Annotated in this window: 13 protein-coding genes; 9 read left to right on the plus strand and 4 right to left on the minus strand. The window is 64.9% G+C overall.

All coding sequences use genetic code 11. The features are described 5' to 3' along the window. Positions 1-201: 201 nt before the first annotated feature. Both rocD and A5906_RS17330 read right to left on the minus strand, forming a co-directional pair. Positions 202-1,416: an ornithine--oxo-acid transaminase gene (gene rocD / locus A5906_RS17325; protein ID WP_080136605.1), complete on the minus strand. Its 1,215-nt coding sequence runs from the start codon at positions 1,414-1,416 to the stop codon at positions 202-204. Between the two features lie 225 nt (positions 1,417-1,641). Next, positions 1,642-2,874 carry a cytochrome P450 gene (locus A5906_RS17330; protein WP_080136606.1) on the minus strand — a complete coding sequence of 411 codons (1,233 nt, stop codon included), beginning with the start codon at positions 2,872-2,874 and terminating at the stop codon, positions 1,642-1,644. A gap of 105 nt (positions 2,875-2,979) precedes the next feature. On the opposite strand from A5906_RS17330, the gene A5906_RS17335 reads away from it, so the two are divergent. The 9 genes from A5906_RS17335 to cnbZ all read left to right on the plus strand — a co-directional run bounded on the left by A5906_RS17335 (position 2,980) and on the right by cnbZ (position 13,888). Next, entirely contained in the window at positions 2,980-3,522 is a 543-nt protein-coding gene (locus tag A5906_RS17335; protein ID WP_080136607.1) for a phosphonopyruvate decarboxylase, read from the plus strand. Continuing rightward, positions 3,519-4,109, plus strand: a complete 591-nt coding sequence (locus A5906_RS17340) for a thiamine pyrophosphate-dependent enzyme (protein WP_080136608.1) — start codon at positions 3,519-3,521, stop codon at positions 4,107-4,109. Before A5906_RS17335 ends, A5906_RS17340 begins: the two co-directional genes overlap by 4 nt. Before the next feature lie 142 nt (positions 4,110-4,251). Beyond that, positions 4,252-4,953, plus strand: a complete 702-nt coding sequence (locus A5906_RS17345; protein WP_080136609.1) for a TetR/AcrR family transcriptional regulator — start codon at positions 4,252-4,254, stop codon at positions 4,951-4,953. A gap of 1 nt (position 4,954) precedes the next feature. Further along, positions 4,955-6,148, plus strand: coding sequence for an efflux RND transporter periplasmic adaptor subunit (locus tag A5906_RS17350; protein ID WP_080136610.1), 1,194 nt, complete (start codon positions 4,955-4,957; stop codon positions 6,146-6,148). A gap of 68 nt (positions 6,149-6,216) precedes the next feature. Then, positions 6,217-9,312, plus strand: coding sequence for a MexW/MexI family multidrug efflux RND transporter permease subunit (locus tag A5906_RS17355; RefSeq protein WP_080136611.1), 3,096 nt, complete (start codon positions 6,217-6,219; stop codon positions 9,310-9,312). Positions 9,313-9,450: 138 nt separating this feature from the next. Beyond that, the gene (locus A5906_RS17360; protein ID WP_080136612.1) at positions 9,451-11,499 is read left to right on the plus strand and encodes a sensor histidine kinase; all 2,049 of its coding nucleotides are present in this window, start codon (positions 9,451-9,453) and stop codon (positions 11,497-11,499) included. Continuing rightward, positions 11,496-11,885 (plus strand): response regulator, encoded by a 390-nt coding sequence (locus A5906_RS17365; protein ID WP_018315558.1) that lies wholly within the window; start codon positions 11,496-11,498, stop codon positions 11,883-11,885. The genes A5906_RS17360 and A5906_RS17365 overlap by 4 nt, the downstream gene beginning before the upstream one ends. After that, the gene (locus tag A5906_RS17370; protein ID WP_080136613.1) at positions 11,882-13,132 is read left to right on the plus strand and encodes an adenylate/guanylate cyclase domain-containing protein; all 1,251 of its coding nucleotides are present in this window, start codon (positions 11,882-11,884) and stop codon (positions 13,130-13,132) included. Before A5906_RS17365 ends, A5906_RS17370 begins: the two co-directional genes overlap by 4 nt. A gap of 9 nt (positions 13,133-13,141) precedes the next feature. Further along, complete coding sequence (cnbZ, locus tag A5906_RS17375) at positions 13,142-13,888, plus strand: 2-amino-5-chloromuconate deaminase CnbZ (RefSeq protein ID WP_080136614.1); 747 nt, start codon at positions 13,142-13,144, stop codon at positions 13,886-13,888. Between the two features lie 65 nt (positions 13,889-13,953). Here the strand turns inward: cnbZ and A5906_RS17380 are convergent, their stop codons facing one another. Both A5906_RS17380 and A5906_RS44540 read right to left on the minus strand, forming a co-directional pair. Beyond that, entirely contained in the window at positions 13,954-14,844 is an 891-nt protein-coding gene (locus tag A5906_RS17380; RefSeq protein ID WP_080136615.1) for an ABC transporter permease, read from the minus strand. Positions 14,845-14,848: 4 nt separating this feature from the next. Continuing rightward, a partial coding sequence (locus A5906_RS44540) for an ABC transporter permease (protein WP_245326769.1) occupies positions 14,849-15,429 on the minus strand: 581 nt, incomplete at its 5' end.

The raw sequence follows: 15,429 nt of genomic DNA on the forward strand, positions 1-15,429 counted from the left end.
CCCTGGCCGGGTCCTTGGGCGAACGCACTTGTGCTCGCCGCCAGCATCGAGACACTAACCAAAACAGCCCTAAGGCAAACGCCACGCGGAAGCATGATCGTGGCTCCCAGCTCGTAATCGCCCACGACGTTCAACGCACGGCTGGCGGAATCGTTCGTTGTCGGCCACGGCCGGCATTGCGATCTTCCGACGCAGGCAGTCTCAGGAGAAATCCTGCGTCAGGGTGGTGGAGAGCCGCTCCAGCGCCCAGTCGACCTGGTCGCTTGTGATCACCAGCGGCGGAGCGATGCGGATCGTTTGCTCATGGGTATCCTTGGCGAGGATGCCCTTGCCCTGGAGCGCCTCGCAGTAGCGGCGAGCGCGGCCAGCCTCGGGATGCAGCTCGACCGCCAGCATCAGGCCGCGCCCGCGCACCTCGCGGATGGTATTGGCGCGAATGTCCTTCAAGCCTTCCAGAAAGCGCGCGCCTTGCCTCGCCGCATTCTCGATCATGCCTTCCTCGACCAGCACGCGCATCGCCGCGCGCGCCACGGCGCATGCAAGCGGGTTGCCGCCGAAGGTCGAACCATGCTGCCCGGGTCGCAAAGTTCCGAGTACATCGTTGTTCGAGAGCACGGCCGACACCGGATAGAAGCCGCCGGACAGGGCCTTGCCGAGCAGCGTCACGTCCGCCTCTATCCCCTCGTGCTGTTCGGCGAGCAGCTTGCCGGTGCGGCCGAGCCCGGTCTGGATCTCGTCGAGCACCAGCATCACGTTGTTGGCGGTGCAGAGCTCGCGCACCTCGGTGAAGTAGCCGGCGGGAGGAATGACGACGCCGGCTTCGCCCTGGATCGGCTCGACCAGAAAGGCGACCGTGTTCGGGGTGATGGCCGCCTCCAGGGCCGCGGCGTCGCCGAACGGGATGATCCTGAAGCCCGGGGCGAACGGCCCGAAGTGTCCATGTGTCTCGGGGTCGGTCGAAAAGCCGACGATGCCCAGCGTGCGTCCGTGGAAATTGTTGGCGCAGACGATGATCTCGGCCTGGCCGTCCGGCACGCCTTTCACCTCATAGCCCCATTTGCGGACCGCCTTGATCGCGCTTTCGACCGCCTCCGCGCCGCTGTTCATCGGCAGCACCTTGTGGGAACCGGTGAGCGCGGCGATCTCCTCGTAGAACAGAGCGAGCTGGTCGTTGTGGAAGGCCCGCGAGGTCAGCGTCAGCCTGTGCGCCTGTTCGACCATCGCCGCCAGGATCTTGGGGTGGCAGTGGCCCTGGCTGACCGCCGAATAGGCCGAGAGGCAATCGAGATAACGGTTGCCGTCGGTATCCCAGACCCAGACACCTTCGCCGCGCGACAGGACGACCCCGATCGGCGCGTAATTTTGGGCCCCAAACCGTGCTTCCGTTGCGATGAAATCAATGACCGACGAGCTCATCTGCCGTCACTCCATTGCTGCGCGCGCCGCGTCAACCGACTGCGCAGGCCTTCAACGTGATCTGGGTATCAACCTGCCGCCTTGGAAGCCTCCATGCGCCGGTGGCGTGGCGCGGCCCGATTTGCCCGAAACGTCAGTTGGTTGTGCGGAATCACATTGTGTCGCTCGCGGGGCCAGCCTCTACTGTGCATGGGGTTGTTTTCGACATTTTTGGTTGGAGGGCCCTCAGCCAAGCGCGCAGGGCACGCTCAGGAAGCCGCGGAACCGCACCCGTCCGCCCCGCACCGGCTGGCCGCTGACGGCATAGTTCGGAAAGCGCGCCAGGAAGCGCGAGATCGCAATGGCCCCTTCCAGCCGCGCGAGCGCCATGCCGGCGCATTGATGCGCGCCGGTGGCGAAGGCGAGATGCCGGTTCGGCGTCCGCGCGATGTCGAAGCGCTCAGGGTCGGGAAACTGCGCGGGGTCGCGGTTGGCGGCCCCGATGCACAGCGTCACCGACGTGCCGGCCTCGAGCATGACGCCGCCGAGTTCGACTCGTTCTGCCGTCATGCGGTTGCCGAGCTGGTTCGAGCTCTCGTAGCGCAGCATCTCCTCGACCGCGGTCTTGATCAGGTCCGGGTCGTCGATCAGGCGCTGCTTCTGGTCCGGATTGCGGTCGAGTGCGACGAGGCCGTTGCCGATCAGGTTGGTGGTGGTCTCGTGGCCGGCATTGAGCAGGAAGATGCAGTTGTGTAGCAGCTCCTTCTCCGTCAGCCGCTCGCCATTGTCCTCGCCGTTACCTTCTCCTTGGATAAGACGCGTCAGCACGTCGCGCTCCGGATTGCCCGGTTTTACGCGCCGCCGCGCCACCAGCGTTTCGAGATAGGCGAGGAAATCCGTCACCGCCTTGTTGCCGCGCGCGGCGACGTCAGGTGACACCACAGGTTCGAGCGCGCCGAGGATCGCCAGCGACCAGTCGCGCAGCGGTCCGCGTTCGTCGTGGGGCACGTCGAGCAGATTGCCGATCACCTCGATGGGAATCGATGCGGCGAAATCCTCGATCAGCTCGCAAGCACCCTTGGCCGCGATGGCGTCGAGCAGGCCATCGACCAGCTTGATGAGATCGCTCTCCATCCCCGCGATCGCGCGCGGCGACAGCGCGCCCATGATCAGGCGGCGCACACGGGTGTGCGAGGGCGGGTCGTTGAAGACGAGGCTGGTGGTGTGGTGCTCGTAGAGCGGGGTGTCGCCGTATTTCGGCGCGAACTCCCGCTTCTTGTCCGAGCTGAACGATTTCGTGTTCTTGTAGGTGGTGACGAGATCGTCGTAGCGGGTGAGGAACACCGTGCCATTCGGCAGGCGCTTGACCGGCTCGTTCTCCCGCAGTGCACGATAAGTCGGATAGGGATTGTCGTAAAATTCAGGCGTCAGCTTCTCGAGGTCGAACCTGGCCGCCAATTCCTTCGCATCTGCGTTCATCCCGTTATACTCGCCGGTTAAAGCCGTTATGCCGTTTTTGTTGTTCTGGTCGGCGCATGCATGCGTCTACAGTCCTCGCATCTTGCTAGCCGACCGGACAGGAAAATGCACGCACGCGCTGACTCTGCCGACACGGTGCCGAACTGGCCCGACGATATTTTCGCGACCTTGCAACGCTTCGACGTCCGGCAGGTCCCGTACGTGCCCGATGCCGGTCATTCGAAACTGATCCAGCGCGTGCTGGACTCCTCCACCATGCGCGGCATTGCGCTGACGACGGAGGAAGAGGGCGTCGCGCTTCTTGCCGGCGCCTGGGCCGGCGGCCAGCGCGGCGTCTTGCTGATGCAGTCGAGCGGCGTCGGCAATTGCATCAACATGCTGTCGCTGATTCCGATCCTGCGCTTTCCATTCCTCACGCTCGTGACCATGCGCGGCGAGTGGGGCGAGTTCAATCCGTGGCAGGTGCCGATGGGATCGACCACGCAAGGCGTGTTTGAGCTGTCGGGCGTCCAGGTGCTGCGTGCCTCGCAAGCCGCCGAGGTGCCGGCAGTGCTCGAGGCGGCCGCAGCCCAGGCCTACAACGCGCTCACGCCCACCGCCGTCCTCCTGTCGCAGCGCCTGATCGGCGCCAAGGTTTTCACCAAATGAGCAAGGCCAATCTCCTCGACCGCCGCCAGGTGGTCTCCACCCTGCTGGCGAACCGCAAGGATGTGGTCGCGATCGGCGGCTTAGGTGCCTCCACCAACGACATGTGCGCGGCCGGCGACCATGCCCGCAACTTCTATCTCTGGGGCGGCATGGGCGGCGCCGCGATGATCGGTTTGGGTCTCGCGCTGGCGCAGCCGAAACTGCCGGTGCTGGTCATCACCGGCGACGGCGAGATGCTGATGGGTCTTGGCAGCCTTGCCACCATCGGCCTGCAGAAGCCGGCCAACCTCTCGATCGCGGTGCTCGACAACGAGGCCTATGGCGAGACCGGAGGCCAGACCAGCCACACCTCGGCCGCTGCCGATCTCGTCGGCGTCGCCAGGGCCTGCGGCATCAAGGACGCCTGCGCGATCTCGACCATGGCCGAGGTCGAGGCCTTCGCCAAAGCCGTTCATGACGTCTCGGCGGGCCCGCGATTTGCCAATGTGAAGATCGACAGCGCCAATCTGGAGCGAATTCTGCCGACGCGGGACGGGACCTACATCCTGAACCGGATTCGCGCCGACCTCGGCTTCCAGCCGATCTAGCTGGCGATTCTGCCACATTCCGCAGACGCCCTGCACGCGGGCCGTGCAGTTTTGACCTGCTTCTACTAATTCCATCACCGCATTCAGGTTGCGGTGCAGTATAGTGCTTGACTTTTGCGTGGGTGAGTGCTTACTCACTAGTATGAGCTCATTGCGTATGACGAGCGACCTGAGGCGTCAATTGATCCTCGGTGCCGCGAAACGCTGCTTTGCCCGTCACGGATATAACGGCACCACGACGAAGAGCGTGGCGGCCGCCGCTGCCATTTCCGAGGCGCTGCTGTTCAAGCATTTCCCGTCCAAGGCGGCGCTGTACGCCGAAATCCTCAGCGACGAATGCGAGGCGGACCCGGCCTTGATGGAGCTGCTCGAGCGCGAGCCGTCGACGGCGGCCCTGGTCGAGCTGATCCGCGGCATGGTTCAGCACTTCCTCCACATCGCCGATGGCCCCGACCAGGAAGAAGCGCAACGCCTGCGACTGATGGCCACGAGTCATTTGGATGATGGCGAATTCGCCCGTCTGCTATATGCCAAGATCGAGAAGCTGATCGGGGCGGTCTTCGTCGCCTCGCTCGAGCGGGCGGTTGCCAGCGGCGACGCGCGGCCATTCAGCGGCGATCCGCTCAACCTGTTCTGGTTTGCGCATCACTCGGTGATGATGGCTGCGCTGACCAGGCTGCCGCCTGCGCCTTGCCTCGCTTACGGCAGGGCTGCAGATCTCGAGCGGCAGCTGTGTGAGTTTCTCCTGAGGGGTATCGGACTTAACGACGCCGCAATTGCTTCGCATTTGGGCCGCGATCAGGCCGCGGATGCGGGCAAGGCGGCGATTGCAGAAAGTGCATGACATGAACATCGTAGCCGAACACAAGATTTCGGGCGAACCGATCGACAACAAGGCTCCCAAGCGTCCGGTCCGGCCGGTACGCTGGTTCATCATCGTCGGCACGCTGCTTGCCGTGCTCGTCGGTGGTCTCGTCTGGTTCAATTATTTCCGTGGCCAGATGATCAAGCAGTTCTTCGCCAACAACAAGCCGCCGCCGACGGCAGTCAGCGCTGCAGAGGCGAAGTCGGAGGTGGTGCCGAATCTGCTCACCGCGGTCGGCAGCCTCGTCGCCGTGCACCAGGTCGACGTCAGCGCCGACGTCAACGGCCGCGTCACCGAGATCAAGTTCGAGCCGGGTACGCGCGTCGAAGCCGGCATGCCGCTGGTGCAGCTGTTCGACACACCGGAGCAGGGCGACCTCGCCAATTACAAGGCGCAGGCGACCGTCGCGCAGCTCTCGCTCGACCGCGCCAAGCAGCTGGCCTCGCGCCAGTTCGGTCCGCAGGCGACGGTCGACCAGGCGCAGGCAGCCTACGACCAGGCGCAGGCGGGCATCGCCAAGACCGAGGCGCTGATTTCGCAGAAGCTGGTGCGCGCGCCGTTCTCCGGCGATCTCGGCATGCGCAAGGTCGAGGTCGGCCAGTATCTGACGGCCGGCACGGCGATCGTGTCGCTGACCGACCTGTCGGAGCTGTGGGCCAACTTCACGGTGACCGAAAAGGATTCCGGCAGCCTCAAGGTCGGCCAGACCGTCCGGTTGAGGGTGGACGCCTATCCGGGCCGCACCTTCGAGGGCAAGATCACCACGATCGAACCGCAGATCGCGACCGACACCCGCAACATCCGCGTGCAGGCGACGATCGCCAATCCCGAGAAGATCCTGAAGCCCGGCATGTTCGTGACCACGACGGTGGTGCTGCCGGACAAGCCGGCGGTGATCACCGTTCCGGAAACGGCGGTCGACTACACGCTGTACGGCGACTCCGTGTTCGTGATCACCGAGAAGAAGGAAGAGGACGGCAAGACCAGCCTCTCCGCGGTGCGCACCTTCGTGCAGACCGGCAACCGGGTCGAGGGCCGCGTCGAGATCGTCAAGGGCCTGAAGGCGGGCGACAAGGTCGTCGCCGTCGGCCAGCTCAAGCTGCAATCGGGCGCCGCTGTCGCGATTTCGACCGATCCGGCTCCGCAGATCCCGGCGCAGCCGCCGCGCTACTGACAACATCCTCGCGTGATCCGGTCCGGCCGGATCACGTTTCTTGAGACAAAGAAATCGAGATCGCCGCGATGGCCTTTACCGATATTTTCATCAAGCGCCCGGTTCTGTCGGTCGTCGTCAGCCTGCTGATCCTGCTGATCGGCCTGCGCGCGGCGATGGTGCTGCCGATCCGGCAATATCCAAAACTGTCGAACACGGTCATCAACATCACGACCGTCTATCCCGGCGCGTCGGCGGACCTGATCCAGGGCTTCATCACCACGCCGATCGAGCAGGCGGTCGCCTCCGCCGAGGGCGTCGACTACATCACCTCGTCCTCGGTGCTCGGCACCTCGACGATCCAGGTCTACATCAAGCTGAACTTCGATCCGAACCAGGCGCTCACGGAGGTGCTGGCGAAGACGAATTCGGTCAAATACCTGATCCCGAAGGAATCCAACGACCCGATCGTCACCAAGACCACGGGCCAGACCACGGCCGTGATGTATCTCGGCTTCTCGTCCGAGGAGCTGTCGGGCTCGGCGATCTCCGACTACCTGACGCGCGTGGTGCAACCGGTGCTGTCGACCGTCGACGGCGTCGCCTCGGCGGACATCCTGGGCGGCCAGACCTTCGCGATGCGGCTGTGGCTTGATCCGGTGAAGATGGCCGGCCGCAACGTGTCGCCGGCGGACGTCGCCGCGGCGATCACCGCCAACAACTTCCAGTCCGCGGCGGGCCAGACCAAGGGCTACCTGATCGTCTCGAACGTCTCGACGAACACGGGCCTGACCGACGTCAACCAGTTCAAGAAGATGATCGTCAAGGCCAAGGACGGCGGCTTCGTCCGGATGGAGGACATCGCCACCGTCGAGCTTGCGGCCCAGAGCACGGATGCCAGCGTCGCCTTCAACGGCGAGCACGCGATTTTCATCGGTGTGCAGGCAACGCCGCAGGGCAACCCGCTGACCCTGGTCAAGGGCGTGCGCGCGCTGTTCCCCGAGCTCGAGCGCAATCTGCCGCCGTCGATGAAGATGAAGGTCGCCTACGACTCGACCAAATTCATTCAGTCCTCGATCGACGAGGTGGAGAAGACGCTGGGCGAAGCCGTGATCATCGTGATCGTGGTGATCTTCCTGTTCCTGGCCTCGCTCCGCTCGGTCATCATCCCGGTGGTCACCATCCCGCTGTCGATGATCGGCGTCTGCACCCTGATGCTGGCGCTGGGCTTCAGCTTCAACCTGCTGACCCTGCTTGCGATGGTGCTGGCGATCGGTCTCGTCGTCGACGACGCCATCGTCGTGGTGGAGAACATCCATCGCCATCTGGAGGAAGGGAAGACGCCGGTCCAGGCATCGCTGCAAGGCGCGCGCGAAATCGTGGGGCCAGTCATCTCCATGACCATCACGTTGGCCGCGGTGTACGCGCCGATCGGCTTCCTCGGCGGCCTCACCGGTTCGCTGTTCCGCGAGTTCGCTTTCACGCTCGCCGGCTCGGTGATCGTGTCGGGTGTGATCGCGCTGACGCTGTCGCCGATGATGTGCTCGGTACTGCTCAAGAACACCGAAGAAGGCCGTTTCGCCAAGCTCGTGAACCGGGTGTTCGGCGCAATGACGCGCTGGTACGGGCGCAAGCTCGACCGCTCGCTCGATTACAAGGCCATCACCGGACTGTTCGCGATCACGATCCTCGGCCTCGTCGGCTTCCTCTATATGCACACTTCGAAGGAGCTGGCGCCTGAGGAAGACCAGGGCATCGTGTTTGCGGTGACCAAGGCGCCGAAATACGCCAACATCGACTATGTCGACTATTACGGCGAGAAGCTCGACAAGGAATTCCAGAAATTCCCCGAGACCGATCTGCGCTTCGTGCTGAACGGCATCAATGGTCCGCAGGGCGGCATCGCCGGCATGCTGCTCAAGCCCTGGGACGAGCGCAAGCGCTCGTCGATCGCGCTGAAGCCGCTGGTGCAGGCCGAACTCTCCAAGATCGAGGGCGTGCAGGCCTTCGCCTTCAACCTGCCGCCGCTGCCGGGCGGGCCGGGCGGTCTGCCGGTGCAGATGGTGATCAACTCCACCGCCGGCTTCCAGACGGTCTATGAGCAGATGGAGAAGCTGAAGGCCGCCGCGCGCAAGAGCGGCATGTTCATCGTCTCCGACAGCGACCTCGCCTACAACCAGCCGAACGTCGAAGTGACGATCGACCGGACCAAGGCCCAGGACCTCGGCGTCAACATGCAGAACCTCGGCTCTACGCTCGCGGTGCTGCTCGGCGGCAACTACATCAACCGCTTCAATCTCGAGGGCCGCTCCTACCAGGTGATTCCGCAGGTGCCCCGCGGCAAGCGACTCTCGCCGGAATCGCTCGGCGGTTACTACGTGACCACCAATACCGGCCAGCAGCTTCCGCTGTCGACGGTGGTGTCGATCAGGACCAAGACCGATCCGAACTCGCTGACCCACTACAACCAGCTCAATTCGGCGACGTTCTCGGCCGTGCCGATGCCCGGCGTGACCATTGGTGCAGCGGTCGACTTCCTCGAAGGCGAGGCCAAGAAGCTGCCGCAGGGCTTCAGTCACGACTATCTGGCCGACAGCCGGCAGTACGTGCAGGAGGGCAACCAGCTCGCGATCACCTTCGGTTTTGCGCTGATCATCATCTTCCTGGTGCTGGCCGCGCAGTTCGAGAGCCTGCGTGATCCGTTCGTGATCATGATCTCGGTGCCGATGGCGATCGTCGGTGCGCTGATTCCGCTGTTCTTCGGCGTGGCGACCATGAACATCTACACCCAGGTCGGTCTGCTCACCCTGGTCGGCCTGATCACCAAGCACGGCATCCTGATGGTGGAGTTCGCCAACGAGCTCCAGGTCAACGAGCGGCTCGACCGCCGTTCGGCCATCGAGATGTCGGCCCGCATCCGTCTGCGGCCGATCCTGATGACGACGGCCGCGATGGTGACCGGCCTGATCCCGCTGCTGACCGCGACCGGCGCGGGCGCGGCCAGCCGCTTCTCGATCGGCCTGGTCGTCGTCGCCGGCATGTCGATCGGTACGCTGTTCACGCTGTTCGTGCTGCCCGCGGTCTACGTGGTGCTGGCGACCGACCATCGCGCGGCGGCGGACTCCGAGCGGAACAAGCAGGTCAACGAGCTCGACCTCGGCACCAAGGCGCTGCGGCCGACCTGAGGCGGGAAGCAAGCCAATCGGAGGGCGGCAGCGGCGGGTCCGCTGCCGCCCTTTTTCGTTGGGTCCGGATGCGGCGGCCGCAACCTTGGGACGCGCTGGCGAGAGACAAGGTCGGGTCTTCTTGCTAGTTTCCGCTGGATGAGCCTTTCCCTCCATCCCGACACCCCGCAAGCCAGGACGCTGCCGAGCGCGGCGCCGGATGGCGTCGCGCCCGGCGTGGCGGCGGAGAAGGGGATCAGGACCCGGCTGTTCGCCAAATACGTCGCGCTGTTCGTGGTGGTCGTCGCGGTCGCGCTGCTCGCCAACGGGCTGTTCGAGGTCTTCTTTTACTACCGTGAGCACAAGGCATCGCTGATCCGGGTCCAGCACGAGCAGGCCGAGGCGGCGGCGGCCAAGATCGGCCAGTTCGTCAAGGAGATCGAAAGCCAGCTCGGCTGGACCACGCAGCTGCCCTGGTCGGCGGGCTCCATCGAGCAGCGCCGGTTCGACGCGCTGCGGCTGCTGCGCCAGGTGCCGGCGATCACCGAGCTTGCCCAGGTGGATTCGGCCGGCAAGGAGCGGTTGCGGGTCTCGCGGCTGGCGATGGACGCGATCGACAGCGGGCTCGACCTGTCGGCCGATCCGAAGTTCACCGAGGCGGTCGCGCACAAGGTCTATTACGGACCGGTCTATTTCCGCCGTGACTCCGAGCCCTACATGACGCTGGCGCTGACCGGCGCGCGCAAGGATGCCGGCGTCAGCATTGCGGAGGTCAATCTCAAGCTGATCTGGGACGTGGTCTCCCAGATCAAGGTCGGCGAGCACGGTCATGCCTATGTGGTCGGCCCGGAAGGGCGCCTGATCGCGCATCCCGACATCAGCCTCGTCCTGCGCAACACCGACATGTCCAGTCTGGCGCAAGTGCGCGCTGCGCAGGCCGCAAGCGGCACCATGTCCGACGCGCTTCCCGAGGCGCGCAACATCCAGGGGCAGAAGGTGCTGACCGCATCGGCTCCGATCGCGCCGCTGCACTGGACCATGTTCGTCGAGCTGCCGGTCGAGGAGGCCTATGCCGCGCTCTATGCCTCGTTGCAGCGGCTCGCGATCGTGCTGCTGGCGGCGTCGATCTTCGCGGTGCTCGCCGGGATATTCCTCGCGCGCCGCATGGTGGGGCCGATCCAGGCGCTTCGCAGCGGCGCCGAACGAATGGGCGGCGGCGATTTCTCGCAACGCATCTCGATCAAGACCGGCGACGAGCTCGAGGGGCTCGCGGACCAATTCAACGACATGGGCGCGCGCCTGCAGGAATCATATACGGACCTCGAAAACAAGGTCGAGCGTCGGACCGCACAACTCCGGCAATCCCTCAATGAGCTGCGCACTGCGCAGGACCGTCTGGTCCAGACCGAAAAACTCGCCTCGCTCGGCCAGCTCACCGCCGGCATTGCCCACGAGATCAAGAACCCGCTCAATTTCGTCAACAACTTCGCCTCGCTGTCGGCTGAGCTGATCGACGAGCTCAACGAGGTGCTGGAATCGGCAAAGCTCGACGACAAGACCAGGGAAGAGGTCGAGGAACTCACGCGGATGCTCAAGGGCAACCTCGAAAAGGTGGCGCAGCACGGCAAGCGCGCCGATTCCATCGTGAAGAACATGCTGCTGCATTCGCGCGAAGGTTCCGGCGACCAGCGCGTGGTCGAGATCAACGCCCTCGTCGAGGAGAGCCTCAACCTCGCCTATCACGGCGCCCGCGCTGAAAAGCCCGGCTTCAACGTCACGCTCCAGCGCGACTTCGACCCCGCCGCCGGCATGGTGGACGTCTATCCGCAGGAGATCACGCGCGTCTTCCTCAACCTGATTTCGAACGGATTCTACGCAGCCGCCAAGCGCAAGGAGAGGGACGGAGACGCCTTCGAGCCCACCTTGAGCGCGGCAACGAAGGACCTCGGCGACAAGGTCGAGATCCGGATCCGTGACAACGGCACCGGAATTCCACCCGAGGTGAAGGAGAAGATATTCAATCCGTTCTTCACCACCAAGCCCGCCGGCGAGGGCACCGGGCTCGGCCTTTCGATGAGCCATGACATCGTCGTGAAACAGCACGGCGGCACCATCGACGTGAACACCACGCCCGGTGTATTCACCGAATTCATCATCACCCTGCCGCGCGCGATGGCCGCAGGCAGCATACCCGGAGGCAAGACTTGAACGTTTACATCCTGGTCGTGGATGACGAGCCCGATGTCGAGGCGTTGTTCCGGCAGCAGTTCCGGCGCGAGTTGCGCGCCGGCCGTTTCCAGATGGAGTTCGCGTCCTCCGCGCCGGATGCGCTCAAGCGCGCCGCCGAGGTTCGCGATCCCTCGCTGATCCTGATCCTGTCGGACATCAACATGCCCGGCATGAGCGGGCTCGACATGTTGCCCAAGGTCCGTGCCGCGCATCCGGACGTCCCCGTCATCATGATCACGGCCTATGGCGACGCCGAGACGCGCCGTAAGGCGATTGAGCGGGGCGCCGTCGGACTCCTCACCAAGCCGATTGACTTCGCGCTGCTGCGCCAGGAGATCGATACGAGGCTCGAGCAAGCCGCATGACCGCGACTATCCTCTTCGTCGACGACGAGCCTGACCTCGAGGCGCTGATCCTGCAGAAATTCCGCAGGCAGATCCGCGATGGGCAGCTCGCGCTGATGTTCGCCCGCGACGGAATCGAGGCGCTGCAGTCGCTGGAGCAGCATCCGCAGGTCGACATGGTGGTCTCCGACATCAACATGCCGCGGATGGACGGGCTGTCGCTGCTGGCCAAGCTCCAGGAAGCCGAGGACAAGAAGTCGACCATCATCGTCTCGGCCTATGGCGACATGAGCAACATCCGCACCGCCATGAACCGCGGCGCATTCGACTTCCTGACAAAGCCGATCGACTTCGTCGACCTGGAAACCACGATCCAGAAGACCATCCGCCATATTGATATGCTGCGCGAGGTGCGCCGCCGGCAGATGGAAGCGGAGCGGGCCCATGCCGCACTGTCGCGCCATTTTTCGCCGGAGCTTGCCAAGCGCCTTGCGGTTAGCGGCGAGGGTGAGGGAATCGAGGTGCAGTGGCGCGATGTCGCGACCATCTTCACCGACATCACCGGCTTCACGTCGCTCGTCGAGACTGCGCCGCCCGAGACCCTCGGCCAGCTCCTCAACGAATATGTCGGCGGCATGACCGAGGTCGTGTTCGCGCATGAGGGGACGGTCGCAAAGATCATCGGCGACGCACTCCAGGTGCTGTTCAACGCGCCCGGCGATCAGCCTGACTATGCGACGCGCGCGGTCGCCTGCGCTCATGATCTCGACGCCTGGGCGCAGGACTTCTGCGCACGGCAGAAGGCGAGGGGCGTAAGCTTCGGCGTCACTCGTATCGGCATTCACGCCGGGCCGGCACTGGTCGGAAATTTCGGCGGCAACCGCTTCTTCGACTACACCGCCTATGGCGACTCCATCAACATCGCGGCGCGGCTGGAAGCCGCCAACAAGAACCTCGGCACGCGCATCTGCGTCAGCGCCAGCGTCGCCAAGGCGGCTGAGAATTTTCAGGGACGCCCCGTCGGCGAGCTGATGCTGCGCGGACGCAGCGAGCCGCTGCGCGCGTTCGAGCCGTTGTTGCCGGACAAATTCGAAGCGCCGGAGACGGCGCTCTATTCGGAGGCTTTCGCCAAGATGGAGGCGGGCGATGCCGCAGCCATGCCGGCCTTCGCCGCGCTTGTCGGCATGCATGCCGACGATGCCCTGGCCGGCTTTCACCTGAAGCGCCTGCTCAACGGCGCCAAGGGCATTCGCATGCAACTGGAATAGGAGCCCGTCATGACGCGCGAATTCTCCGCCGGCAATTATCGTTTCATTCCGTCCGTATTCCAGTATTCGGCAGGCGCCGCCGCGGATGAGGGCTATGAGATCGAACGCGTCCGCTTCGACCGCCTGGTGCCGCTGGCCGAGGGATTTGCGGTGGCCGCAAAGTTCATCCAGGAGGCTGGGCGGCCGTTGACCGCGTTCTGTGCGTGTGAGCTGCGCTCGCCGGCGGCCTTCAGCGAGGAGGGCTTCCGCGCGTTCAATTTGCACTATGTGAAGACGCTGTCCGAATGGGGCATCTTCGACGGAACCACCAATCCGGTGGCGCGCAGCAATGTCTGTCCCGAGATCGACCCGCCGTCCGAGCCGTCGTTCTATGCGTTCTCCTTTACGCGCCCGACGCGGTCAAGCGCGCCGAGCTTCGTCATCGCCGGCGGCGCCGAGGCGCGCGAGGGCAGTGGCACTTATGTCGAGCGTACGGTGCGCTACCGCGACCTCAGCCCGGAAGGGCTGCGCGAGAAGGTGCGCTTCACCACGACGTCGCAGATGGAAAACCGGATGGCGGCCTTCGGCTTCGGCTGGCAGGACACGACCGGCGTGCAGGCCTATTCGGTGCACGACTTCCACCACGCGCTGGTGGACGAGCTGGTCCGCCGCGGCGCGCTGCGCTCCGGCCTGACCTGGCATTTCGCCCGGCCGCCGGTGGTCGACCTCGAATACGAGATGGATTGCCGCCGCGTGATGCGGGAAGTGGTGATTTGATCCGTCGACGGTCGATCTTCACCTCTCCCCGTCGTGGAGAGGTGAAGGGAGGTCCCGATCCAGCTTCAGCGCTGCCTCGGGTCGAGCGCGTCGCGCAGGCCGTCGCCGAGCAGGTTCAGCGACAGCACCACGAGGAAGATCGCAAGCCCCGGCCAGATCGCCATCCACGGCGCCTGGGTCAGGAAGCGCTGAGCCGCGTAGAGCATACTGCCCCAGGACGGCGCCGGCGGTTGCTGGCCAAGACCCAGGAATGACAGCGCGGCCTCGGCGATGATGGCCACTGCGATCGACAGCGTCGCCTGCACCAGCAGCGCTGGCAGGATGTTCGGCAGGATGTGCGAGAACGCGATCCGCCAGGGCGGGTTGCCGAGCGCTCGCGCGGCCTCGACATAGTCCTCGGCCTTGACGCTCAGCACCTGGCCGCGAGTGAGGCGGATGAAGATCGGGGTTGCCGAGATGCCGATTGCGATCATGGCATTGCCGAGGCTCGGACCGAGGAACGCGGCGAGTGCGATCGCCAGGATCAGGAACGGGCAGGCCAGCATCGCGTCGGTGATGCGGCTGATCAGCGCATCGACAAAGCCGCCGCGATAGCCGGCGAGCAGGCCGAGCGGCACGCCGATACCGAGCGCGATCGCGACCGAGATGAGACCTGCGAGCAGGGAGGCGCGCGCGCCGTAGACGACGCGGCTCAGGATGTCGCGGCCGAGCTCGTCGGTGCCGAACCAATGCGCCGCGGTGGGCGGCTTGCGCACCAGGCTCCAGCTCGTCGCGATGGGATCGTAGGGCACGACGATGGGCGCAAGGACCGCAAGCGCGATGAACATCGTGATCACGACAAGCCCGAATACGGCGGCCTTGCGCTTGAACAGCCGCCGCCGCGCGCGGCGCGCCGGGCTGTCGAGCTCATAGGCTTGCGTGGCGGAGGGGGCGGCGGGCAGCGCGGCGTCGGTCATGGCGCTAGCCTCGCAGCCGCGGATTGACGAGGATGTAGGCGACGTCCGCGACGAGGTTCAGCGTGATGTAGACGGTGGCCGTCACCAGCACCACACCCTGCACGACCGCATAGTCGCGATTGAAGACGGCATCGACGATCAGCTTGCCGAAGCCGGGAATTGAGAAGATCTGCTCGGTCAGCACGGCGCCCGACAGCAGCGTGCCGAGCTCGAGCGCGCCGAGCGTGATGACGGGCGTCAGCGCGTTGCGCATCGCGTGCTTGAGGATGACGGAGCGCTCCGACAGGCCCTTGGCGCGCGCGGTGCGGACATAGTCGCTTTCCAGCACCTGGAGCATCGCGCTGCGGGTATGCCGCATCAGGATCGCGGAGATCGCGTTGCCGAGCACGAAGGCCGGCATGATGGTGGCGGCAAGGCTCGCGCGCCAGTTCTCGGTGAGCGGCACGTAGCCGGAGGCCGGCAGCCAGCCGAGCTCGATCGAGAACAGGAAGATCAGCATGATCCCGAGCCAGAAATTCGGCGTCGAGATGCCCCACAGCGCGAACAGATTGGCGCCGTAGTCCCAGGCCGTGCCCTTCTTCACCG

The sequence above is a fragment of the Bradyrhizobium sacchari genome, assembly GCF_002068095.1.
Taxonomy (GTDB): Bacteria; Pseudomonadota; Alphaproteobacteria; order Rhizobiales; family Xanthobacteraceae; genus Bradyrhizobium; species Bradyrhizobium sacchari.